Origin of the sequence: Mucilaginibacter gotjawali, from assembly GCF_002355435.1 — a bacterium.
Taxonomy (GTDB): Bacteria; Bacteroidota; Bacteroidia; order Sphingobacteriales; family Sphingobacteriaceae; genus Mucilaginibacter; species Mucilaginibacter gotjawali.
Window position 1 is genome coordinate 4,297,472 of the sequence record NZ_AP017313.1, and the last position, 25,342, is coordinate 4,322,813.

20 protein-coding genes are annotated in these 25,342 nt (G+C 43.8%); 8 read left to right on the top strand and 12 right to left on the bottom strand.

Features of this window, described 5'->3' with window-relative positions; genetic code table 11:
• Positions 1-75: 75 nt before the first annotated feature.
• The gene (locus tag MgSA37_RS18930) at positions 76-1,110 is read left to right on the top strand and encodes a LacI family DNA-binding transcriptional regulator (protein ID WP_096354122.1); all 1,035 of its coding nucleotides are present in this window, start codon (positions 76-78) and stop codon (positions 1,108-1,110) included.
• 19 nt (positions 1,111-1,129) lie between these two features.
• Here MgSA37_RS18930 and MgSA37_RS28350 read toward each other — a convergent pair whose 3' ends face one another.
• From MgSA37_RS28350 to MgSA37_RS18940, 3 genes are all read right to left on the bottom strand, one after another.
• On the bottom strand, positions 1,130-1,297 hold the full coding sequence (locus MgSA37_RS28350) for a hypothetical protein (RefSeq protein ID WP_157750643.1): 168 nt from the start codon (positions 1,295-1,297) through the stop codon (positions 1,130-1,132).
• Between the two features lie 4 nt (positions 1,298-1,301).
• The gene (locus tag MgSA37_RS18935; protein ID WP_096354123.1) at positions 1,302-1,826 is read right to left on the bottom strand and encodes a hypothetical protein; all 525 of its coding nucleotides are present in this window, start codon (positions 1,824-1,826) and stop codon (positions 1,302-1,304) included.
• A gap of 90 nt (positions 1,827-1,916) precedes the next feature.
• Complete coding sequence (locus MgSA37_RS18940; RefSeq protein ID WP_096357589.1) at positions 1,917-2,735, bottom strand: polysaccharide deacetylase family protein; 819 nt, start codon at positions 2,733-2,735, stop codon at positions 1,917-1,919.
• A gap of 271 nt (positions 2,736-3,006) precedes the next feature.
• On the opposite strand from MgSA37_RS18940, the gene MgSA37_RS18945 reads away from it, so the two are divergent.
• Both MgSA37_RS18945 and MgSA37_RS18950 read left to right on the top strand, forming a co-directional pair.
• Positions 3,007-3,837 carry an SDR family oxidoreductase gene (locus tag MgSA37_RS18945; RefSeq protein WP_096354125.1) on the top strand — a complete coding sequence of 277 codons (831 nt, stop codon included), beginning with the start codon at positions 3,007-3,009 and terminating at the stop codon, positions 3,835-3,837.
• A gap of 111 nt (positions 3,838-3,948) precedes the next feature.
• On the top strand, positions 3,949-4,932 hold the full coding sequence (locus MgSA37_RS18950; protein WP_096354127.1) for an aldo/keto reductase: 984 nt from the start codon (positions 3,949-3,951) through the stop codon (positions 4,930-4,932).
• Between the two features lie 200 nt (positions 4,933-5,132).
• Here the strand turns inward: MgSA37_RS18950 and MgSA37_RS18955 are convergent, their stop codons facing one another.
• The 6 genes from MgSA37_RS18955 to MgSA37_RS18980 form a co-directional block, all read right to left on the bottom strand.
• Complete coding sequence (locus tag MgSA37_RS18955; RefSeq protein ID WP_096354128.1) at positions 5,133-6,185, bottom strand: LamG domain-containing protein; 1,053 nt, start codon at positions 6,183-6,185, stop codon at positions 5,133-5,135.
• 29 nt (positions 6,186-6,214) lie between these two features.
• Positions 6,215-7,720, bottom strand: a complete 1,506-nt coding sequence (locus tag MgSA37_RS18960; protein ID WP_096354130.1) for a RagB/SusD family nutrient uptake outer membrane protein — start codon at positions 7,718-7,720, stop codon at positions 6,215-6,217.
• Positions 7,721-7,737: 17 nt separating this feature from the next.
• Positions 7,738-10,959, bottom strand: a complete 3,222-nt coding sequence (locus MgSA37_RS18965; RefSeq protein WP_096354131.1) for a SusC/RagA family TonB-linked outer membrane protein — start codon at positions 10,957-10,959, stop codon at positions 7,738-7,740.
• Positions 10,960-11,241: 282 nt separating this feature from the next.
• A complete protein-coding gene (locus MgSA37_RS18970) occupies positions 11,242-12,405 on the bottom strand; it encodes a glycoside hydrolase family 130 protein (RefSeq protein WP_096354133.1) in 1,164 nt (387 codons plus the stop codon).
• A gap of 182 nt (positions 12,406-12,587) precedes the next feature.
• On the bottom strand, positions 12,588-13,820 hold the full coding sequence (locus tag MgSA37_RS18975) for a sugar MFS transporter (RefSeq protein WP_197706177.1): 1,233 nt from the start codon (positions 13,818-13,820) through the stop codon (positions 12,588-12,590).
• A gap of 8 nt (positions 13,821-13,828) precedes the next feature.
• Positions 13,829-14,743: an ROK family protein gene (locus MgSA37_RS18980; protein ID WP_096354136.1), complete on the bottom strand. Its 915-nt coding sequence runs from the start codon at positions 14,741-14,743 to the stop codon at positions 13,829-13,831.
• An 842-nt stretch (positions 14,744-15,585) separates the two neighbouring features.
• Here MgSA37_RS18980 and MgSA37_RS18990 point away from each other — a divergent pair.
• The gene (locus tag MgSA37_RS18990) at positions 15,586-16,599 is read left to right on the top strand and encodes a LacI family DNA-binding transcriptional regulator (RefSeq protein ID WP_096354139.1); all 1,014 of its coding nucleotides are present in this window, start codon (positions 15,586-15,588) and stop codon (positions 16,597-16,599) included.
• Positions 16,600-16,612: 13 nt separating this feature from the next.
• On the opposite strand, the gene MgSA37_RS18995 is transcribed toward MgSA37_RS18990, so the two are convergent.
• On the bottom strand, positions 16,613-16,969 hold the full coding sequence (locus tag MgSA37_RS18995; RefSeq protein WP_096354140.1) for a DUF7009 family protein: 357 nt from the start codon (positions 16,967-16,969) through the stop codon (positions 16,613-16,615).
• 12 nt (positions 16,970-16,981) lie between these two features.
• Positions 16,982-17,710, bottom strand: coding sequence for a uroporphyrinogen-III C-methyltransferase (gene cobA, locus MgSA37_RS19000; protein ID WP_096354142.1), 729 nt, complete (start codon positions 17,708-17,710; stop codon positions 16,982-16,984).
• 277 nt (positions 17,711-17,987) lie between these two features.
• Here cobA and nirB point away from each other — a divergent pair, with 277 nt between their 5' ends.
• Together nirB and nirD are read left to right on the top strand one after the other, a co-directional pair.
• Positions 17,988-20,480, top strand: a complete 2,493-nt coding sequence (gene nirB, locus MgSA37_RS19005; RefSeq protein ID WP_096354143.1) for a nitrite reductase large subunit NirB — start codon at positions 17,988-17,990, stop codon at positions 20,478-20,480.
• Between the two features lie 107 nt (positions 20,481-20,587).
• Positions 20,588-20,941, top strand: coding sequence for a nitrite reductase small subunit NirD (nirD, locus tag MgSA37_RS19010; protein ID WP_096354145.1), 354 nt, complete (start codon positions 20,588-20,590; stop codon positions 20,939-20,941).
• A 524-nt stretch (positions 20,942-21,465) separates the two neighbouring features.
• Here nirD and MgSA37_RS19015 read toward each other — a convergent pair.
• A complete protein-coding gene (locus tag MgSA37_RS19015; RefSeq protein WP_096354146.1) occupies positions 21,466-22,158 on the bottom strand; it encodes a Crp/Fnr family transcriptional regulator in 693 nt (230 codons plus the stop codon).
• A gap of 503 nt (positions 22,159-22,661) precedes the next feature.
• Here MgSA37_RS19015 and MgSA37_RS19020 point away from each other — a divergent pair.
• On the top strand, positions 22,662-24,017 hold the full coding sequence (locus tag MgSA37_RS19020) for a hypothetical protein (RefSeq protein WP_096354148.1): 1,356 nt from the start codon (positions 22,662-22,664) through the stop codon (positions 24,015-24,017).
• A 21-nt stretch (positions 24,018-24,038) separates the two neighbouring features.
• The gene (locus MgSA37_RS19025; protein WP_096354149.1) at positions 24,039-25,337 is read left to right on the top strand and encodes an MFS transporter; all 1,299 of its coding nucleotides are present in this window, start codon (positions 24,039-24,041) and stop codon (positions 25,335-25,337) included.
• Positions 25,338-25,342 lie beyond the last annotated feature (5 nt).

Sequence of the window (25,342 nt, forward strand, 5' to 3'; positions counted from 1 at the left end):
TCCACAGCGAAATTAAATTATTTTTTTAATCTGCAATCGATTGCAGGAATATATTTTATTATTTTTACGAATTGTATGAAAAATAAAAAGAGAACTACTATTTATGACATCGCCAAGAAGCTGAATATTGCCGCATCTTCGGTGTCCAGGGCCTTAAATAATAGTGATCAGGTAAACGAAGCGACCAAAAAATTAATCGTTAAAACAGCCGCCGAATTAAACTATAAGCGCAACACCCTGGCTTCTAACCTGCGCAAAGGGCAGTCCAAAACAATAGGTGTAGTAGTTCCTTTTATTAATCAAAACTTTTTCTCGAATGTAATAGCGGGCATTGAGGAAGCATCCTACCAAAAAGGGTATAACCTTATCATTTGCCAGTCGAACGAATTACAGAGCAAGGAGATCAAATGTGTAAATACATTGATTAACCAGCATGTTGATTGCATTGTAATATCCATCTCGGCAGATAGTTCAGATCACAAACACCTGCAAAATGTGCTGGATAATGGCATTCAATTGATCCAGTTTGACCGGGTAGCCGACGAACTGGAAACTTTAAAAGTGATCAATGACAATGAACAGGCCTCGCTTGAAGCAGTTTCGCACCTGGTTGAACAAGGCTATAAGCGCATCGCCCTGCTGGAGGGGCCGCAAAACCTGCAGATCTTCCGCCAGCGCAAGGCAGGGTATTTAAATGCCCTAAAAAAATACGGGATGCCGGTACTGAATGAACTGATAGTTGAAAATGCGTGGACAAAAGAACTGGGTGCAAAAGGAACCCGGAAATTGCTCAACCTTGCCCAGCCGCCCGATGCCATATTCGCCTCCACATCCGATTTTTCGGCACTGGGCGTATTGGAAGTAGCTACCGCGATGGGTATTAAAGTGCCATCGGAACTGGGAATCTGCGGTTACTCCAATGAGGCTTTTACCGAGATTACCAGCCCATCCATTACCACCATCGACCAGTTTAGCGTTTATATGGGTAAAACAGTGGCTAATTTGTATTTCCAGGAAATGGAGAATAAGGAAGAGACAGCAGTGGTACCTAAGATCATCAGCATAAAGCCAAAGCTGATCGTGAGGTCATCGACAAAGAAGGGTGGATGAGGAAAACAACGAGAACTTGTCAGGCTTGATGTGTATCGATCTTAAGTCGCAAAGTCTTTTCCTTCCGTTTTGCATTTTTAGCCTTAATTTCCTGCATGATCTTTCTGAAATCCAATAACTCCTCTGCCGTCCAGGGTTCAGACTTTCCGGATAAATCTATATTCTTCGGTTCTTTAATGAGTCCCATTTTTTTAGATATTAAAGTATTTTGAAATCAGCCTTAAAGCCGCTTTAGTTTCAATGAACATTCTGAGACCACGGAAATGCGTTGCATGAAGCGATTCCTGATAATGCTTGATAAGTGCTGATTTGGCATCAAAAGCAAGGAAACCATCATAGCCCTTGGCAAACGAAACTTTGCAGGCGTAAACAACAAGGTTCCCGGGAACGCCAAAATACACTTTATCTTTCCCTTTATTAAATTTTGCACTTTCAATCAAGTGCATAAAAATATGGTCTTGCTTATCTTCTACACTCAAAAGCCCTTGTATGATTGTTGGATTATTAACTGTAGTTAGTTTATAAACTTCTTTAGTCTCATCCTTCAATTCTTTGTGCCAGTCAAATTGCCAATCTTTTTTATTTATTTGTTTAATGTCTGCACCTTTTACGGCAACAATTTCAGTATCAAATACTTCTCCTGTTAAAGCATTCTCGATAGAATTTGTCAGCTTGTCTATAATAAAATCAAGTCCGGTATTATGCTGTTTTTTCAATTAACGAATTTACAAAAAAATAGGATTATTGTCAATACACGGCTTTAAATACCACCTCGCCGATTTGAAACACTATTGAGCAAGGTCCAATTAATTGCGCTTCAAATGGTTCGCCACCTGGTATTCTCTTATACGCACTGCAACATCCACCATTGGCGCTACCCAAATATCCTTTTCGTTTTGTTTAATAAAATGTAAAAGCTGGCTATGCTCTTTTAAACTGACATTAAGGTTATGCCCGCCGCCAACCCCATGAAAAAGAAAAACGAGCAAGGTGTGGGTTTCCATCGCCTTTTTCACCAGGGCTATCATATAGTCCGCCGTCTGCCCATTGATGGCGTAACAATCAACGTTATCCAGGTCTACTTTATCGATAGTTTGCAGCCCCGGGGTAACACCCCTTGCGCCGGCAAAATCATTTCTCAGCTGTTCGTAAAAAAACACGTCGCCGATTTTACGGTCGCCGCAAGGATAGGCGAATGTCCGTACATCTTTGCCGTCAATAGCTTTAAGCAAGCTATTAGTCGCCCTAATCTCATCTACCGTGCGGGCAACAGAATATTTGCTCAGATCATTATCAGGGCCAACAAAGCTGCGGCCAGGCAAACTGCCGTCGCAGGGATGAAATAAAGAATGGTTACCCAATTCGTGCCCGTGTTTAGCAGCCCGGCGCCATTCACCCATACGCTTATTTACCACAGGGGATGACCCGATAATGTAAAAAGTGCCTTTTAGTTTCATCGAATCCAGCGCCGGCACCACATTATCCAGGTCGACATCAATTGCATCATCATAAGTTAGCACTACCGCGCATTTTTTGTTGTTCCAAACCTGTGTGTTTTGAGGCCTGAAACTTGTCCCCGCCAATAACAAGGGAATAAACAGTAAACAGCTTTTTATATTTATCATGATGTTGGATTTGTTACCAAATATCTGTTTTAAACCGGCTAGTTTAACCATGAGAACTGAAGATGTTTTAAATTTAATTTAAAGCATGTACTCGCTTGGGGTATAACCTACTCATTCAAAGTTAGTGCAATCGTCTGTTGTTTTCAGTACCTTAACGGGTGAATAAGTAATATTGGTAGCTAATACCGTAATCTGTATAACAATCGAAATAAAAATAGACCGCACTTTTGTGCTATTATAAATTGAATAACCCAACTATAAAATTATTTATATGAAAAATGTAAACGTTGTTATCGGCGCCGGGTCAATCGGCCAGGCTATTGTACGGCGGGTTAGTGCCGGTAAGCATGTGTTGCTGGCAGATATAAAGCAGGAAAATGCGGACGCAGCCGCAAAAACACTGAATGATGCCGGGTTCACTGTAACCACAGCAGTAGTCGACGTGACATCACGTGCTTCAGTTCATGCGCTTGTTGAACTTGCGCAGACGCTCGGAGAAGTATGGGGAGTAATCCATGCGGCAGGCGTTTCTCCTTCCCAGGCCTCACCAGGAACTATCCTCAAAGTTGATCTTTACGGGACCGCGCTTGTGCTGGAAGAGTTTGGCAACGTAATCGCTGCCGGTGGCGCAGGCATTGTCATTGCGTCACAATCTGGTCACCGTTTGCCGCCGCTATCCATCCAACAAAATAAGGCACTGGCCACAACGCCGACTGAAGAGCTGTTAAACCTCCCGTTTTTGCAACCCGAAAAAGTGACGGACGCCCTTAATGCCTATCAATTATCCAAGCGCGGTAACTCTTTAAGGGTGATGGCAGAAGCAGTGCGCTGGGGAAAAAGGGGCGCACGGGTAAATACGATAAGCCCGGGAATTATAATTACGCCTTTAGCAAATGATGAATTAAAAGGGCCGCGCGGTGATGGCTACCGCCGCATGCTCTCCGTATCTCCAGCCGGGCGGGCAGGAACGCCTGACGAGGTTGGAACTATAGGCGCGCTACTTATGGGGCCTGACGGTGCGTTTATCACCGGCAGCGACTTCCTGATGGACGGCGGCGTAACGGCGGCGTATTGGTTCGGCGACCTTGCCCCTGATAAGTAATACGCCAGGCAGTGATATTGGTAGTAAATACCGTAATCTGTATAACAATAAGCTTGAAAATACGGCTGACCTTTGTGCTGGTCAGAAGATGACAATTTAAAAAGAATAGCGATGGAAAAGAGAAAACTTGGAAACAGCGGCCTGGAAGTATCAGCATTGGGCCTGGGCTGCATGGGATTAAGCTACGGTTACGGCCCGGCTGCTGATAAACAGGATGCTATAAAACTTATCCGCCGGGCATTTGAACTTGGCGTAACGTTTTTCGACAGCGCGGAGGCTTACGGGCCCTTTGAAAACGAAGAACTGCTGGGCGAGGCGCTTGCACCCTTCCGTGATGAGGTAGTGATCGCTACTAAATTTGGATTTAAAGAGGGGAAACCTGCGCTGGGCCAGGATAGCAGCCCTGCACGGATCCGGATAGTGGCCGAGGAGGCCCTGAAACGGCTGAAGACCGATCGCATCGACCTGTTTTACCAGCACCGGGTGGATACCGCCGTGCCGATGGAAGACGTAGCGGGAACGGTAAAAGACCTGATCGCCGAAGGAAAAGTAAAACATTTTGGTATGTCAGAAGCCGGGGAACAATCTATCCGGAAGGCGCACGCTGTGCAGCCGGTAGCAGCACTTCAAAGTGAATACTCTTTGTGGTGGAGAGAGCCCGAAAAAGAAATAATGCCCACGCTGGAAGAATTGGGGATCGGCTTTGTGCCATTCAGCCCGCTGGGTAAAGGCTTTCTGACCGGCGCCATCAACGAAAATACCACCTTTGATAAAACCGATTTCCGTAATATCGTACCCCGCTTTACGCCGGAAGCAAGAAAAGCAAACCAGGCCTTGGTTGAGCTGCTTGGAAAAATTGCACAGGAAAAGCAAGCGACGCCGGCACAAATTGCACTCGCCTGGCTGCTGGCTCAAAAACCATGGATCGTTCCGATCCCGGGCACTACCAGGCTGCACCGTTTGGAAGAAAACCTGGGCGGCGCTGCGGTTGAACTTACCGCTAATGATTTGGCAAATATTGAAGCTGCTACAGCCCAAATTACTATTGAAGGGGCAAGGTACCCGGCCAGTTTACAAGATCGCGTAGGGAAATAAGCGCTCCCGGTAGCCTTTGATCGTTTCTGTATTTCCTTTCCCTTGTTAGTTTCGACAAAAAAAGAGCACCCTTTTGGGATGCTCTTCAAAACTGAACTTTAAATGATCAACTAAATCTCACCTTAGTCTCTTTAAACAAGTGTACCGGTCTGTTCCTGGCACTAAATCACTCATTTGTTAATATTTCATCAATTAACTGCCTATGGCTGTTCCATTGTATACAATGACTTTACCTCCGTATCGCTTAAAACTTTATTATAAAGATGCACGTCATCAATTGATCCCATAAAATAATTACCGCCATAATAAGCGTTAGGGCTGTTGGGATCAGCAAAGTTATAAGCGCTTTTTGGAAGTTCGTTACCTATGGCAACAGGCGGCGGCGAAACCAACGTGGTCGGGTCACCGGTAATGTTAGCCGTTTTTACCAATGCACCGTTGATATAAAATTTCTCGGTACCGTTTGTAAAACTTGCTACTACCTGCGTCCAAACACCTAAGGTAACCGACGGGCCGCCATCATCCTGGTCATGGTCGCCGGTGCTGGTCATTACCGTAAGGAAAGGTAAGTCGCCTCCCTGCAATTGAAATTTGTAGCCGTTCCAGCGATCCAGTGAAAATATGTAATTTCCATTGCTGGCCACATCTGGTTTTATCCATGCACAAATGGTAAAGCTCGACGGCCGGAGCGACGCGTCATAAGGAACCTCAACATAAGCGCCGTTGTTAAAATGATAAGCGTTGTTGGCAACGCCATAACGGTCGGCAACCAACGCGGGCAGTGTAGCGCCATCAACAGCGGGTGCGCCGTAAGGACCTACCCAGCCTGTTTGTAAAGTACCATCGTGGCCATTGCCTGATACATCTTTAGGATTTCCGTTAAAAGTCCAGGAGGCGACAAGGTTTGCCGCCGAAATCTGCTGAATCAAGTTAACATTAAACTGCGCGGCAGCCCGCATTAAATTTGCTGCGGCATTATTAACCTGCTGTTGTGTAAATTGACCGTCTACAACACTTTTGGCCAACGACAGCGCAGTTTGAAGTGCCGCTTTTGAGCCAGGTACATAATCTCCTGCTTGTTTTCCCTCAACCGCTGCGTTATAAACCGCCGTCAATGAATCTGTTTCTGCTGCAAGTTTGGTCTTATCAGAACTATAATTTGGTTTATCAGCGCTTTTCTTACACGATTGAAAGACTGCTGCCAGCGCCATCGCCATGATGAACACTGCTTTTAGTTTTTTAAGCTTTTTCATTTATCAATGATTATTTAAAAAATGTACAATTACTCACCCAATTTTAAATTAGCCTCCCTTTCACTTTCCGGTATCGGGAAAAACTGGTTGGTGGTAAAATTAAAGTTGGGTTTATTACTGAGTGCCGCTGCGGCGTAAGCCTGGCCGTAACGGATAATATCAAAAAATCTATGAAACTCTAAAGCAAGTTCTGATCTTCTTTCTGCACGGATAATATCGCGCAACGATGACTGGTCGGTTATACTTACATCAGGTAATAAACCTGCAGGTACGGTACCGTAACCGGGTAAAGAAGCATCATATAAATAACTTTCCCTTGCGCGTTTACGTACTTTGTTCAGCGGAATTAACGCTGCCGCTGAGCTACCCGACTCATTTAATGCTTCAGCTTCGATCAGAAGCACTTCTGAAAAACGTATGGCCTGGTAATTTAAATTGCCATCGCCCCTGATATTAACCGGGATCTCGGATAATGGCTGCGTGTGCTTTTTACTTACGTAACCGGTTGAGGTCCATGACGGATCAAAAGCGCTATCGAAATAAGGATGTCCCGCCCGTCCAACAGTATAATCAAGGCGCGGGTCAACGGTGCCATCCGGTGCCTTTTCAAAATTATTAACCAGGCTTTGTGTTGGCAGGTAAAATCCGTAGCCATTTAATGGCCGCGGTGCAAACCATGCATTTAAATTATTACCCTGGTACGGAACAAGGCCGCTTGTGTGTTGAATGGAGAACACAGCTTCAGCGTTATTTTTGGTTGCCGCCCTAAAGTTATCGGCAAAAACCGGCAGCAGGCTATAAACACCAAGTGCCTCTACCTGTTGTGCGGTTGATGCCGCCAGGGCCCATTTTTGTTCAAAAAGATAGGTTTTAGCCAATAAAGACAAAGCTGCACCTTTGGTTACACGCCCAACATCCGCACCGGTCCAGGTGGTTGGTAAAACGGCAGCGGCGGCCTGGCAGTCCTTTTCTATCTGCGCGTAAATTTGCGCCTGTGGTAAAGCAGGGCTCTGTAGTTCTGCAGGGGTTTCAACCTTTAAATGCAAAGGTATTTTTCCGTAAGCCGCAGTTAAATTAAAGTAGTAATAAGCCCTTAAAAATTCAGCCTGTGCCAATACGGAGGCCCTTACCGGCTCGCTTACGCCGGGCTGGCTGGTCGCCAGGCCGTCGGTTACCACATTACAGGCAAAAACACCGTCATAATACCTTTTCCAAACAGCTTCAACAGCCGAATTTGAAGGGTTGATGTTAAAGTTTTGCACGCTCAAAAAATCAGATTGGTCGCCATCACTGCTTCCTTTTATCGCATCGTCTGAAGCCAGGTCGCCTAAAACCCAGATTGCATTTGATGCCCCGTCCGTAAAGGTGAGCGGCGCATAGGCAGCATTTACCCCCAAAATAGCGTTGGCATCAGAGGTAAAAAAATTGCTGGTTTGGTACTGGCCCAACACGGGTTGATCCAGTACCTTTTTACATCCTGTTGAAATAATAAACAGGGATGCGGTTAGGTAGATATAAATATTTTTTGCTTTCATCTCTATATTTTTTTGAGTTAGAAATTAGCGTTAACACCAACAGTTATTGTACGTGCCGATGGATAAGTTCCCCAATCGATACCAACCGCCCTTGGGCCATCCGCCGCATTGTCGTTATTTTGATATTGCTCAGGGTCAAGGCCACTGTATTTGGTAAATGTTAACAGGTTTTGACCGCTTACATATACCCTCACCGCTGATAAACCAATGCTTTTTAAGGTATTGGCGCCAAGCTTATATCCCAGCTGCACATTCTTAAGCCGCAAATACGATCCGCTTTCAAGAAAACGGGTAGATGGCATTTTGTTATTTGAACCATCGGTCCATGACAACAGCGGATAAGTATTGGTTGATCCGGGGCCGGTCCATGCATTTTCAGCGATACGTTGCGTAATATTAAAAGGGCGATAAAAGCCTTCAATATCAGTAAGTACCTGGTTATAAATTTTATTACCATACACGCCCTGGAAGAATGCGCTCAGGTCGAAGTTTTTATAGGTAACATTGGCAGTAAGGCCATAAGTAAACTTAGGTATCGGGCTGCCTACAAAGCTGCGGTCTTTATCATTAATAACACCGTCGCCGTTTATATCTTTATACATCACGTCACCCGGCCTGATGCCCGGGCCCTGGTAGGCATGCGTAAATACCTGCTGTGCATTTTGAAAAATACCTTCCTGCTGCAACAGGTAAAACGAGCCAATGGGCTGCCCCACTTCGGTCAATGTTCCGAAATAGTTATTATCAATCCGTCCGCCCGGGATTGGTGTGCCACCCGCAAGGGAGGTTACTTCGTTTTTAAGGGTAGCAAAATTACCGGTCAAACCATAACTCCAGTTGTTATTCACTACTTTTTTATAGCTCAGTTCCAGTTCAAGGCCGCTGTTACGTACACTTCCTGCGTTAACTTCAGGTTCGCCTACGCCAAAGGGCTGTTGCCCGCCGCCGCTGCTTGGTTCAGGTAGCGGTATTAACATATTGGTGGTGTTTTTTACATAATAGTCGGCTGTTAACATCAGCGCGTTCTGGAAAAAGCCGATATCTAAACCTACGTCTTCCTGGGTACTTGTTTCCCAGCGCACATTTGGATTACCTAAAGATGTTATGCTGATTCCCTGGTTGGTTGTTCCTCCAAAAGGATAGTATCCGCTGGTGCCAAAGGTGGAAGTGTATGGATAATTACCGATACCTGAATTACCTAACTGACCAACGCTTGCACGCAGTTTGAGGGTAGAAATAGGTTTAACGTCCTTCATAAAATCCTCCCTGTCAATCCGCCATCCCAATGATCCTGAATAAAAATTCTCATAACGGGATGTTGGGTCGAGCTGAGAAGAGCCATCCCTCCGGAAATTTGCGCTGGCCAAATATTTATTATCATATTGATAATCCACACGGCCAAAAAGCGAGAACATTGCCAAATGTGCTTCATTGCCACCATTTTGCTGGCTTGCTGCCGTACCGTTATCCAGGTACTGAAAATTAGCTGTCTGATTAACATAACCGGTGCGTGAGGCGGACATCCCCTGCTGATCTTGTTTAATCAGTTCAGTTCCTGCTAAAAACTTAAAAGTACTTTTCCCTAAAGCAAGATCATAGGTTGCCGTATTTGTCCAGTTGTAGTTTAAATTCTGCGCATTTGATTGAGAAAGCGCGTTTGGCGAATTGAAAAAACGATCAATGCCAAATGTTTCAAAAAATTGTTTGTTATCGGTCTGGATCCAGTTTAACCCAACATCCGACTTTATTTTTAAACCTTTAATCGGGTCAACCTCTGCATAGGCATCACCTAAAATGGTATAGCCGTAAGTATTGTCATTGGTAGCATTGGCCAAAGCTACAGGGTTTACGCCATCGCCCAGGAAATTACCTAAAGTGGCATTTTGTTGCGGCAGATCCACATATTGCCCGTTTGCATTGTAAACGGGGGTACCCGGCGTACGGAACAAAGCATACCGTACAACACTGGCAGCCCCTTCATAACCATCGCCCGATGTACCAACCGTCCTTGTTTTGGAATAGGACAGATTAATGTTTGTACCCAGTTTAACATATTTTGATGGCGTACTGCTTATAGCAGTGCGCAGGTTAAACCTGTTGTATGATGAGTTTTGGATCAATCCGTCCTGGCTAAAATAGTTGGCTGATAAAATATATTGAGAGGTTTCATTGCCGCCGCTCATAGAGAGGTTAGCGTTGCTGATCTGCGCCGGCTTCAAAATTTCTTTCAACCAGTTTACATTTGATAATGTACGGGCCAGGCTATCAGATATCAGGGGCCTGTTATCATTAGTTGCAGCGGTATTATACGCTTGTACATATTGCGTATTATTGGCCATTTTTATTAAATTCTGAGCGGTTTGCACACCGGTATAAGCGCTAAAACTGATCTGCGTTTTTCCGGCCTTACCTCTTTTAGTGGTGATGATCACCACGCCACCCGCTGCCCTTGCACCATAAATAGCCGCCGATGAAGCATCCTTTAATACGTTGATGCTTTCGATATCATTTGGCGAGATCTCGTTGATGCCGTCCTGCGTGGGCACACCATCAATAACATACAGCGGCGAGATACCATTAATGGTTCCAACACCGCGGATGATAACGCTGATACCATCGCCGGGGGCGCCCGTGTTTTGCGTTACTGCTACGCCGGCTGCTTTACCCTGTAATATCTGGTCAACACCACCTACAGGTATTGCTGCAATATCTTTAGCATTTATTAACGATACAGCGCCGGTAAGGTCTTTTTTTCGTTGTGTGGTATAACCTACCACAACCACCTCGTTTAAATTGCCCTGCAGCGCGTTTAACACAATATTTATTTGTGTGCGGCCTGCTATTGCAACTTCCTGGGTCTGGTATCCGATATAGGATACGACCAGCGTAGCACTTTCCGGCACTGTTACCGTAAAACTACCGTTTACATCGGTAACGGCCAGGCCTTTTCCGCCCTTAAGGCTGATGGATGCGCCAATAAGCCCCTCGCCACTGGCGTCGGTCACCTTCCCTGTTACTTTTATATCCGCAATTTGCGAATGTGTCAGCGATGATTTTGATGGAAGATTGTTTTTGGACGAACCGGCGGCAGGATATACCCGGTTGCTTCCATTTGGAGAACCCGCGTATGCCGAAAACTGAACCATTGCTGCCAGAAGGAAAGCAACGGCAAGTTTCGTGGCTAAACGAATTGCTTTTTCATATCGGGAGATAATGAAATAACTGTAAGTTTTTTTCATATACTTTAAATTAATGTGAATAATTGAATAATGCTCCTGATATGGCCGGGAGCGGCCATATCCGTATTGTCGGTAAAATGGAAATGCCGTGCATTTAACTTCACCGGGTACTGTTTTTAATAAATTATTTCATTAAGATTCCCCTTTCTTCTCATATTTTTAATTGGTTTCAGATATTCTTTTCAGAAGTAATTTTTGGTTTTCAGAGAAAAAAAATCCCCTTACCCGCTAAATAGCAGCAGGTTATTTTAAAAAACGGAATAAACAATCAGGGGAATAGTACTATAAAACTGGTATTGGGTCAGGAGGCGCCGGTTTATTGGGATCAAAAACAGCTACCCCTACCCTTGAGTCAGCACAACCATAGTAGAGGAACCATTTTTTTTGAAAATAAACCAATCCTTCAATAAAAACTGTTCCGTTTACATATTGGCCGCTTTTTTCAAACGGTTCCATGGGGCGCAGGAACGGAACATCCAAACGGGTTATCAGCTTCGAAGGATCAGACAATGATAATAATGCCTGCCCGGCGCAGTATGAATTGCCATTAAAACGTTTATCCCCGCCATTGCCGGGATGGTTTTTGCCGTTATAAAATAAGATGATGCCTTTTTTAGTCATGATTGCCGGCGGCCCGCACTCGGTAAGGTCACTGTCAAAATAGCCCGCGCGCGGAGAAAACAACTGTTTGAGTTCGCCATTTTTGTCTACTTCCGGTTTCCAGTCAACCAAATTCGTTGAAGTGGCTGCATAAACATGCTGCTCGCCCCAATACATCCAGTATCTGCCATTTATCCTGGCGATAACCTGTTTATCACCCGCCAGTTTAGTGAGTATGGAAGCAGATTTATTGGGAATATCAGCAAATTTGCCTTTATAAGATTTCCTGAAAATAGGACCATATTTTACCCAGGTGATCAGGTCTTTTGAGGTAGCCACGCCCAGGCGCGGAACTTTACGGTTCCATTGGGTATAAAACATCACATAGGTACCGTTTTCGGTTACAGCAACGCGGGGGTCCTCGCAGCCGCCGGGCCATTCAAATTCTTTCTGGCTGTCATTTCCCGGGTACAGCACCGGCTTGGTGTTTCGTTTAAAACTAAGGCCATCGCTGCTTTCGGCATAACCGATGCGTGAGGTGCGGGTGCCGATCTCAACGCCGGTCAGGTCTTCTGAACGGTAAAGCACCACAATCTTGTGGTTTTTAACAGTGGCAGCAGGGTTAAAAGTATAATTAGCTTCCCATTTTTTCATTTTGTTCGACATGGGATCTAAAAACGCCGCATTTAAATCCGGCGAGATAATCGGGTTAATACCGGCCGGCCTGGCAAAGCCACCAAATGCCCATTTGGGAAGAACATTATGATTGCTTGTTTGTGCGACAGAAAAGTTAAAAAACAGCAGACAGGCTACAAATCCTGATAGTTTAGTAAGTATCTTCTTCATTAAGCGTTTTTATAATTGGTTTATATCTGGTCAGGCAAATTTGGATTTGCAAAACCGGTTTTATTTATCAATAGCAATAATACTCAATAAAACCGGTTTTGCAAATTTATTTTGAAAAATATTGATATTTGTTACAACATTACCGGGCTGTTACCGCGTGCCCGGTAATGAATCGAATAAAATTAATGTTTTACCTTATAAAACTTATAGCCGAATAAAAAGATAACAACATAACAAACTATCGGCAAATAATAAGCTTTTGCAACATCGTGATTAGCAACCTGTCCCATTATCAGCGGAAAGACGGCCCCGCCAACAACACCCATTGATATAAAAGAGGATGCCTGCTGGGTGTGAGATCCCAGGTTTTTTAAGCCGAGGCTAAAAATTGTCGGGAACATGATACTAAAGAAAAAGTTGATCATCATTAGCGCAATAAATGACGGCCAGCCCAGGCCCTGCGCTACGATGATACACATAAGGATACTGCCCATTGCAAAAAACGCCAGCAACTTATTGGGGGCAATAAATTTCATCAGGTAGGTTCCGGTGAAACGCCCCAGCATCATCATCGCCATAAAAATGCTGAAATACCTCGATGCCGACATATTGCTAAAATGCATTATTGACGAGGCGTAATTGATAAAAAATGCCCATGTGCCGGCCTGCGCGGCCACATTAAAAAACTGGGCCACCGTTGCCCAAACAAAATGCTTGTGCTGGTACAGCTTTTTTTCGGGAGCAGTGTCGACATTAATAGCCTCGGGATCTATCTCAGCTACAGCGACGTGCGGGTCATTTAATACCGGCACCCTGAGAAATAAAAAGGCCATAATAAGTAAAACCAATACACCACCGATACTGACATACAGGTATTTAGCCGCATCCAGGTCGTGCGCGTTTCCTGTAGTTACGCGAAAAAGGAACCACGAAGCAATCAACGGTCCGGCAGTAGCGCCTAACGCATTAAACGATTGCGAGAAATTTATCCGCCGGTCGCTGGTACGCTGATCACCCAGGGCCGCCGCAAAAGGGTGGGCCACTGTTTCCAGGGTGGCCATACCGCAGCCCATCACAAACAAGGCAATCCTGAAAAAGGTAAAAGAGGCTGCATTGGCTGCCGGAATAAAAAGGAATGTACCCATGGCGAATAGTGACAAGCCAAGAAGAACGCCGGGTTTATAGCCAAATTTCTTTAGAAAATACCCGGCAGGGTAGCTCATCACAGCGTAAGCACCGAAAACTGAAAACTGGATAAGCCCCGATTGTGATTTTGAAACGTTTAACGCCCCCTGGAAATACTTGTTGAGCACATCGCTCATTGAATGCAATAATCCCCACATTAAAAAGAGGGAGGTTACAAAAATAAAGTTGACAACAAACTTTTTTTCGATAAATGCTGCTTTTTGCATGATATGTTAAGCTATAATTTGGTTACAGAATCAGACGACCCGGCGGTATTAAGGCTATTAAACATAGCTGCAGCGCCTATAAGCGGGGCATTTTCGCCAAGCTGGGCCAACTTAACGGGGATAGCGTTTAATTTTTTTGAAAGCTGCGGCAAAAAGAATTCAGCTGCTTTCGCAATATTGCCGCAAACAACTAAAACCTCAGGGCTATACCGGGCAAATGGCCCCGAAAGAAATTCACTCATATTATTTGCAAACTCTGCAAAGATGTCGCGTGCTACGGCGCTGTCCGGCGCCATGGCTGCAAGCGCTCTTACGCCGCCTGTTAAATTCGTGCCCGTCAGTTCAAGGTAACGGCGCAAAAACCAGCGGGTCGAAAGATAGTCATCCGCTATAGTGTCCCTGTAAGCGTCACTCCCCAGGTTCAAATCTTTTGTAATTGCATTTTCAGTAAATGCCGACCCGAAACCAGTTCCAAGGGTAATGCCCATTACACGCTGGTAGTTTCGGCCGGCGCCACTTAATACTTCACCCGCAACGGTTGATTCCGCGTCGTTTTTGAATAGGATAACCGCGGGATCTATGGTCAGCAAATCAGCCAGGTGCTGCTTAATATCCATTCCGTACAGGGTCTCATATTTATCAAGTCCTTTAATATAGGAAATCCCTTTTTCGTAATCAAACGGCCCTGGCATTGCAATACTTAGCCCCGAAACCGTTGCTGTTATGTTTTTTTGCAATACCTGTTCAAAGGCACTTTCCCAGCGGGCCAGGATACTTTCTGCAGGGCCCTTACTGTTCACTTCAACACGCGTGATACTTTGTGAGAGGATACTGTAACTTTCCAGGTGGCAAATACCTGCAGTGATATGTGAACCGCCTATATCTGCTGTTAAAATGAATGATGTTGATAAGCTGTTAATTTGCATTATTTTCTCTTTTTGTCATCTCATTAATTGTTAAAACCCATCCTCCGTCCATATGCAAAAAGGGAGAAACCCATCATCGTCTATAAGCAGAAATCGCTTTTAAAGAGGCGGCTCCTCTGGAGCCTAAAACGAATTAATTTTTTTTCTATAAACAGGCTGCTCCTCCGGAGCTCATTATAATGCATATATCAGACTCCGGAGGAGTCTCGTGTTTATAGAAAAAGAAAATTGAAAATTAAGGCTCCTCCGGAGCCTCATCCCACTGTTTGATTTCAAATGCGATTTCCCTTGTTATCTATTATTATATGATGTTCGTTATTAAATATTATTATATTAGTTCCCGCAGGTTTTAAGCATTATCCGGCTGGTTATAGCGGACTATGCTGTACAAAGATGAAGTTCATTTCCCTGGCCAATTACAGTTTATCCGTCTTAAAAAAGAAGACATAAACCAGTTTGCCCTTTATATAAAAAAAACTGTCATCATTTACAATCGGCCTGAACAATTGGTTGCAGGAATAAATTTTACGGGTACCTTTCAGAGGGTCCAGGGGATTTAAAGCCTTGCAGGATGCAATAATAATTAATAAAACCGGTTTTGCAATATAAAATGCTATTTTCGGAGAATTAAATTAGCTTTAAAGGAAAGAAACCCGGTTTTGCAAGCCATCTTATACAATTATAAAAACGATACCTTTACTGATTAGACCATTATACAACCTGGATCACCCAGTTTTTTTATCCAGGATAAGATGGCCTGGAAACAAATTAATATAATTGATGAAAAACGTTTACTTGAGAAAACTCAGTAACGCAGTAACAATAATAACTGAAAGCGCTAAATGAATAAAAAACTATCAATCAATGACATCGCTAACGAATTGCATGTTGCAAAATCTACCGTTTCGTTCATACTTAACGGAAAGGCTAAAGAAAAGAGGATAACGGATGAGTTAGCGGAAAAGGTTTTAAAGTTTTGCGAGGAAAAAGGCTACAAACCCAACCAGCTTGCAAAAAGCTTAAGCACCGGTAAAACAAAGATGATCTGTTTAATGGTTGAAAAGATCTCCGATTATTTCTTTTCACATATTGCCTTCCATTTAGAGGCACTGGCTTATAAAAATGGGTACAAAATAATTTACTGCAGCACCGAAAACGACCCCGAGAAAACGAGAGAACTGATCAATTTATTACGCGCACGCTATGTTGACGGCTATATTATTACCCCGCCGGTGGGCATTGAAGCCGAGATTAAAGGATTAATAAACGATAATTTACCGGTAGTACTGTTTGACCGTTATTTACCAAATGTTTCGACAGACTATGTGGGGCTTGATAATTATAAAGGCACTTTTGATGGGGTAGAATACCTGGTTAAAACCCATGCAAAAAAAATCGCATTGGTGACTTTGGATTCTGTACAGAGCCAGATGACTGAAAGACATGCAGGTTATATAGCTGCTTTAAAACAGCACCGGCTTAAACCTGTCATCCTTAAAGTACCTTTTGCGAATGATACGGAAACAAACGCCGGGCAATGCGCTCAGTTTATTAAAGATAACCCGGGGATAGATGCCATTATATTTGCAACCAATTACCTGGCACTAAGCGGTATAAAAGCCATTAATGAATTAGGGCTCAATATCCCGGGCGACATTTCTGTTATCGCTTTTGACGACCACGACGTATTTAATATTTATAACCCATCTATCAGTGCCATTGCCCAGCCATTGGATGAAATGGCCAAGCAGTTATTCAAAACACTGTTGGACAAGCTCGAAAACAGGGTGCGTTTAAAAGATGTAAGCAGGATAATTATTCAGCCGGATTTGATCTTAAGGGGATCGACCAAATAACGCTACCGGTAGCTTACCACTGAATTTTAACTAAAGGATTAGGGTAATTATCGCTTTGGTCTTCGGCTACGTTATCCAGGCACTTAAAGTCTTTTTCAATTAAAAGATGCAGCCCGTTTTCGCAATAATCGAACCCTACCCTATCACTCTGCAGCCATTCATTCGCCATTATTTCAGGCATAAATAGCGTTATTTTATTATTTTCAAATAGCGCAGACAAATTATTGAGGTGATTTTGCTGGATAGCGTACGTAAGCATCTGCATCCCGAAGTCGATTGCTTCTTCCAAATATCCATCCGCTAAAAATCTGGCTACATCTGTTTTTGTTAGCCTGTAACGCAGTGAATTCCCTTTTATCCTGATCTTCATAACTCTCTTTTTTTATTGGCCAATATTTGTTACTTCGCCTATAATAATAATAGCCGGGTAGGTAAGCCCCTTGCTTTCGGCCAGTTCGGGCAGGTCTTTCACCAGTCCCCTGGCGGATTTTTGATTTGGTAACGATGCATGTTGTATAATGGCTGCATGAATATCCCCAAAACCGGCCTCTATATAGGTATCAGCAATTTCCTTCAGCTTCTTCATCCCCATATATATAACTACTGTTGCCTTGCTTTGTATGGCCAGTTTTAAATCTGCCGATAACCTGCCGTCTTTTTTCGTCCCCGTAACCATCCATACGCTTTCGCTCAAAGCCCGGTGTGTAAGCGGGATATCTTCGAAACCCGAAGCCTGCATGCTGGTAATACCGGGTATAAAATGGGTTTTAATCCCTTGTTCGCGTGCGTACATCATCTCCTCGAATCCCCGGCCGAATATAAACGGGTCGCCGCCCTTTAATCGTACAACTTTTCCTTTGGCAAATGCAAAGTGTTTAATCATTTCATGAATTTGCTCCTGGGGGGTATACTCGCCGTAGGGTTGTTTGCCCACATAAATTTTATCGCAGCTTTCGGGGGCAATACTTAACAGCTCCTGGTTAGCCAGGTTATCGTACAAAATCACATCGGCCTGTTGTAATATCTTATAACCCTTTACAGTAATTAGTTCCGGGTCGCCGGGGCCTGCGCCCAGAACAAATAATTCGGGAATGATGGCTTTATTTTGCATTATTTTAGTAATTTATTAAAAAAGTACTGTTTTTATCTGTTCAAATCATCATAATTTTAATCAATTATGATTTTCAATTAAAATTTTTCAATAAAACATGACTAAAATCATGTTAAAATTCAATTTATGTTGAAAATATTTAATTATTTACGACCAAATTAATAATTTTTATTTGAATTTTAAATTTTTTTGTTTAAAATTGCTATTGTAAATGCAAATAAGGTCGCACTAATTGTATTTACCGGTTTAAAAGCTTTAACATTTAAAAAATTTCGGTATGATCAAACCAACAATTATAGTAGTTGGCAACGGCATGGTAGGTTATAAGTTTTGTGAAAAACTGGTAGCCAGGTCAACAGATTTCAACATCATCGTTTTTGGCGAAGAGCCCCGCCACGCTTATGACCGCGTTCACCTGAGTGAATACTTTAGCGGAAAAACAGCTGATGACCTTTCTCTCTCCACCCATTCATGGTACGATGAAAATAACATCACTCTTCATCTTGGCGATCCGATACAGGAAATAAACAGATCGGCAAAAACAGTCCATTCTTTATCGGGCCTTACCTGCGCATATGATTTCCTGGTAATGGCTACCGGTTCGTCGGCCTTTGTTCCTGACATTCCGGGAGTGGAAAAAGACGGCGTTTTTGTTTACCGCACTATAGAGGACCTGGAGCTGATGAAAGCCTGGGCGCCAAAAGTTAAAACCGGGGCAGTTATGGGCGGCGGCCTGCTGGGCCTTGAAGCCGCTAAAGCCATGATGGACCTTGGCGTTGCCGATACCCACGTAATTGAATTTGCACCGAGGCTAATGCCACGGCAGATTGACTCGGCCGGAAGCATGATGCTGCAATCAAAACTCAAAGAGCTTGGCTTAAGTATTCATTTAAATAAAAGCACCGCTTATATAGGCGGCGAAGGCAAAATAGAAAACCTGCATTTTACAGACGAAAGCGCCCTGGCGGTTGACATGCTGGTGATATCAGCAGGCATCAGGCCGCGCGACGAACTGGCAAAACTATCGGGCCTGCAAACCGGCACACGCGGCGGCATTGTGGTAAACGAAAAAATGCAAACCAATGATAGCTGCATTTTTGCCATTGGCGAATGCGCTTTATATGAAGGCATGATCTATGGCCTGGTAGCACCCGGCTATGAAATGGCCGATATTGTGGTAAACCAGTTAACCCGCGGCGACAAGTCCTTTTATGGTTACGACATGAGCACCAAGCTAAAATTGATCGGTGTAGATGTAGCCAGCTTTGGGGATGCATTTATTACTGAGCCGGATTGCCGTACTATTGTTTTTGAAGATACCCATAAAGGCGTTTACAAGCGCATAAATATCAGCACCGATGGCAAACAGCTGCTGGGCGGTATTTTAATTGGCGATGCGGATGCCTATAATATGCTGCTGCAAACAGTTAATAATAAAATTGTATTGCCGCCAAACCCCGAAGATCTGATATTAGGATCAAGAGGCGGGGCCGAAAGTGAAGGCGCGGGCGTAATGAGCCTGCCTGATGAGGCACTTATCTGCTCCTGCGAAGCGGTTAACAAAGCAGCCATTTGCTCGGCAGTTAGCGATCAGGGAATAACAAGTATTGATGGCATAAAAAAATGCACCAAAGCCGGAACCGGCTGCGGCGGCTGTGTTCCATTAATTAAAGACCTCATTGCCGGCACCATGAAAGCTAACGGTCAGTATATTAAAAATGTGATCTGCGAACATTTTGACTATTCGAGGCAGGAGCTTTTTGACCTGGTAAAGATCAACAAACTGAAAAACTACGACCTGGCGCTCGATCATTTTGGCAAGGGCGATGGCTGCGAGGTATGCAAGCCGGCAGTAGCCAGCATTCTTTCCAGCTTATGGAACGACGTGATCGTTAAACAGGATACGATACAAGACAGCAACGATCGTTTTTTGGCCAACATCCAAAAAGGCGGTACTTATTCGGTAGTACCCCGTATTCCTGGTGGCGAAATTACACCTGATAAGCTGATTGTTTTGGGCCAGGTTGCCAAACGCTACGGTTTATATACCAAAATTACCGGCGGGCAAAGGATTGATATGTTCGGCGCGCACTTAAATGACCTGCCTGCAATCTGGGAAGAGCTGATTGACGCCGGTTTTGAAAGCGGCCATGCTTATGGCAAGGCTTTGCGTACGGTTAAAAGCTGCGTGGGAAGCACCTGGTGCCGCTTCGGCTTGCACGACAGCGTATCATTCGCCATTGAAATTGAAGACAGGTATAAAGGGATCCGCGCCCCACATAAAATTAAAGGCGGCGTAAGCGGCTGTGTACGCGAATGCGCCGAGGCACAGGCAAAAGACTTTGGCATTATCGCCACCGAAAAAGGCTGGAACCTGTATGTATGCGGTAACGGCGGTTCAAAACCGCAGCATGCACAATTGCTCGCTACCGATATAGACAAGGAAACCCTTGTAAAATACCTCGACAGGTTCCTGATGTTTTATATTAAAACAGCCGAGCCCCTATCCCGCACAGCTACCTGGCTGAATAAAATGGATGGCGGCTTAAGCTACCTGAAAAATGTAATTTTAAATGACAGCCTTGGTATTGCTGCTCAACTGGAAGAGGAGATGCAATCACTGGTGGATACCTACCACTGCGAATGGAAAGAGGTGATTGATGACCCGGCTTTGCGCAAACGTTTCACTCATTTTGTTAACGCGCCGGAAGAAAAAGACCCCAACGTTCAGTTTGAGCCAATGCGCGACCAGGTGAAGGCTACGTGGTGAGTAGTGAATGGTGAGCAGTGAGTTATTATTGGGGTGAATTAAATAATTGGATTAGGTTTTAAGATTTAAAGATAAAACTCCGGCAGGCCGGGTAAAAAAATAAAAACATGGAAACAACAGTTGCAATTGAATGGGTTTTGGCTTGTTATGCGGATGATGTTCCGGCAAACGGGGGCGCCTGTGTTAAATTAAGGGACGAACAAATAGCGGTTTACAATTTTACCCGCCGGGGTGAGTGGTATGCTACCCAGAATTTATGTCCGCATAAACAACAAATGGTTTTGTCCCGTGGGATGATCGGCAGCACCGGCGAAAACTGTGAACCGAAAGTAGCCTGCCCGTTCCATAAAAATACATTCTCGCTTTTAAGTGGACAATGCTTAACCAATGAAGAATATTCCATCAAAACCTTCCCGGTGAAGGTAAGCGATGGCCGTGTTTACATCGGTTTTGCTGACTAAAATTGCAGAAAATCGTGTTTAAAATAAAACAATCAGGTGGCGAAGACCGCCTCAAAAGTCGCTCCATGTAAAAAGTTACCAAATTATATTTTGAAACTTTAGGTCTTTGTGACCTTAGTGTACTTTCTTCGTGTACCTGGTGGTAAAAAACAAACCACAAAGGGCACAAAGAATTCACTAAGAACACTAAGTCCAAATTTTATTTCGTTTGCTTTTCAGTTCATACACTTTTGATACAGCCTCCTTAATTTTCAATTTTGTTTTTCTATAAACACGGGACTCGCCTGGAGTCCGATACACACATTATCAGGTAAACACATTATTATAAGCTCCGGAGGAGCTGCCTGTTTATAGAAAAATGGAGGCGTTTTTAAGGCTCCAGGGGAGCCACCTCTTTAAAGCAACTTCCATTATCAAAACGGCAGATAAAGAAATTTCGTGTGCAATTCGTGCAAACGGGACCTGGTTTTAGTTTGAGAATGATGCTGAATGTCTCCCCGCCTGCCCGGCGGGGAGCTTTAGCTTTACGATTCCTGGGCCGTTAACTGCAAAAGCTGCTCCCGGTTATTAATAATAATTTTCTTCCCGGAGGTCTTGATCAGATTTTCTTTCAGCATTTCATTCAGCACCCTGAAAACAGTTTCATAGGTAGCACCGGCGTACGATGCCAGGTCCTGCCTTGATAGTTCGATATTGATGGAACCATCTTCTTTTTTACCAAATTGATCGCGCAGAGAGACCAGCGCCTGGGCCACCCTTCCTTTTACCGACATATGCGCCAGGTTGCGCATTTTTTTCTCGGATTCCTGCAGCTCGCTTACCAGGAACATCATCAGGTTATACGTAAATTCAGTATTTACCTTTAGTGTTGACTCAAAAAATTCGGTATCTACGTAGCAGACGATCCCATCCTCCAGGGCGGTTGCCGAAATCGGGTAAACATTGTTGCCGCCAAGCCCCCGGTGACCAAAAATTGCACCCTTGGAAGCAAATCTGATGATTAACTCCTTATCGGGGCCCCATTTCTTATGCACCTTTACCACTCCATCGTAAACAAAGTAAACCCCTTTAACTTCGTCACCCTCATTAAAGATCACTTCGCCCCGTTTTACTTTAAGATTTACCTTATTTGCAGCTATGGCCGGTTGCCATTGTTTTAAACAATTCCGGCACATAAAACAACTATTTACATCACATTCACTCTTGCTTTTTTTCATTTATTTAAAAAAACGGGATAAATATCAACTTACGAACTAAATTTTACCTGATTAACATTAATATGATTCAAAATTACCATTAAATAAATAAAATAAATTACAAATTATGGATTTATTGTGATTTATATCATAAAAACTATCATCATTTTTTAATGAAATGCAAATACAACTTAATTAAATTTACAATAACCGCCAAAATGCATTGCAAAATTTACATTTTACTAAAAAAATCACTTTGCGTTTTTGATAATTTGATAAAAAATCATGTTTTATCTAATTTAAATCATAAAAGTGTGTATAAATAACACCTTTAATTGATTTTTTATATTAATTACGCTATATTTATGACTATTAAATCACTGAATTGGATGAATTAACAAAATATAAGCAGCCTATGAAGAAAAGCTAACATCAGCAACCATAAAAAAGCCCCGCCGGGAGGTCGCATTCCCGGGCAGGGTTAAACAGTTTTTATCGCTTTAACAAATAAAAAACTCAATCAAATGTACAAAAATGTATCAAACCAACACATTATTGGCGTAATTCTATTATTTTCATCATGTTTTTTGACGGTCACGGCAAAAGCACAGGCAACAATTGAAAATTCACAGATAAATTATGCAAATGCTGATATAAAATCAGCCAAAAAATCAAATCAACCTACCGACCCATCTACCATTACCGTAAAACCATCCGAAACTGATACCTCCTGGAAGCCTGTGCGCAGATTATGGGGTTATGCTTTCGGTGATCTTTACTACGATGCACATGCCGATGCCGGCAACCGCGGCCCCGAAACCAACTATAATGGCGTACCCACTTACCGTAACGCATTCCAGTTTCGGCGGATTTATTTAGGCTATGAATATGATATCAATAAAAAATTTACCGCCGAGGTTTTATTAGCTTCTGAGCCATCAGCCAATACCGCCGTTTCGGGTACGACAAGCATATCCGGCAGCGATAATCTTGCCGACAACAAGATGGCCTTCTATATCAAGAATGTCGACCTGAGGTGGCATGGCGTTTGGACCGGCACCGACTTTGTTATCGGCGAAATGCTTACCCCGGGCTTCCCTATGTTAACCGAAAAAATTTGGGGCTACCGTGCTATAGAACGTACGGTTGCCGATTTCCACAGAACTAATGCCTATGATATTGGCGCCTCTTTACAAGGCGTTTTTGATCCTGCCACTAAAAACTTTGGCTATAATATACTGATCGCTAACAATAGCGCCGGTAGTTCCGCCAGTTTAGGTTCGGCCACCAACCCTGCTACTGGTTTCTACAAAGCATTTTATGGCGATGTGTACGCAAAATTCTTAAACCAGACCCTGATCTTCGACCTGTATGCGGATTATATGAAAACCGCCCCGGCAACTTCGGCAATAGGCGGCCAGTCGCGCAGTATGCTGAAAGGATTTGCAGCTTATACCACCCCGAAAATCACTTTCGGTATTGAAGCCTACACCCAAAAATTTGTAAATGGTGTTAGCGACGCAACCACCAAAACATCAGTCAACGCAACAGCCGAGGCTATTTCGCTTTATGCGCACGGCGCCCTTTACAAAGATAAATGGGGTTTCTTCGCCCGTTATGACGGTTATAACCCCGACAACGATTTTAATGCAAGCGATGTTTACACCTCAAATACCAACCTGCCCGCTTACAGCCCCTACACAAAAGAGCATTTTGTAACCGCTGGCCTGGATTTTACCCCGGCAAAGAATATTCATTTCATGCCGAATGTATGGTTTATCCAATATAAGGACGAGCGTGCCCCCACAACAACAGGCTATTTACCCGACAGCCATGTGCTGGTTTACCGGGCTACTTTCTTTTTCATTTTTGGCAAATAAAACAATAAGGAGAAACGAATCATGAAGAATCAATTAACCAAACTCAATATATTCTCGCTGAAAGGTGTGCAGATGCGCACCTTCCACATCACCTGGCTCATGTTTTTTGTATGCTTTTTTGGCTGGTTTGGCCTGGCGCCCTTAATGCCAACCATAAGGGCCGAACTGCATTTAACAAAAGGGCAGGTGGGCAATATTATTATCGCCTCCGTAACTGCCACCATTATTGCACGCCTTATTATAGGCAAACTTTGCGATACCTGGGGACCGCGTAAAACGGCCATCAGGTTATTGCTGATCGGCTCATTACCCGTATTTTTTGTTGGCCTGGCGCATAGTTATATGACCTTTCTTTTATTCAGGCTGGCTATAGGCGTAATTGGTGCGTCGTTTGTGATCACCCAGTTCCATACCTCTATGATGTTTGCCTCTAAAATAAAAGGTACGGCAAATGCAGTTACCGGCGGATGGGGAAACCTGGGTGGTGGCGTAACCAATATGGTAATGCCATTGATCTTTGCCGCTATTGTAGGTTTTGGTTATACCAAAGGCGAAGCATGGCGTTATGCGATGATCGTTCCGGGAGTAATGATGCTGATCATCGCATTCCTGTATTATAAGTATACTAAAGATACCCCGAACGGCAATTATGATGAAATAGGGCACAAGCAAAACAGGTCGAAAACAGATTGGTCGATTTTAACCGACTGGCGCGTGTGGGCATTAACCATGGCGTATGCTGTTTGTTTTGGAATGGAGATCACTTTTGACAATGTTGCCTCGCTGCATTTTGTGGATTCCTTTCATTTAACCCAAAGTATGGCCGGTTTCTGGGCCGGTGTTTTCGGTTTCATGAATTTGTTTGCAAGGGCGTTGGGTGGTATAGTGTCTGACAAGGTTGGCGGCAAATTCGGTATGCGCGGAAAAGGGCTGTTACTGGCCGGCGTTTTATTGCTTGAAGGCTGCGGACTGATCTTATTTGCGCAGGCAGGCAGCTTAACAATGGCTATTGTTTCCATGTTATCTTTTGCCCTGTTCCTTAAAATGTCAAACGGGGCTACTTATGGTATCGTGCCTTTTGTAAACACAAAAAATGTGGGTATGGTAAGCGGCATTGTGGGCGCCGGCGGCAACCTTGGCGGCATGCTGTTTGGCTTTCTGTTTAAATCAACCACCATTACTTATGTACAGGCCTTTAGCTATATCGGCTATGCCGTAATTGCCGTGGCCTTAATAATATTGATAACCAAGTTTGCAAAAACGGCGGAAGAAGCAGAAATAGTTAAAGCTGAACCCATATTGGCTGGTGGTGCAGCGTGATTAAA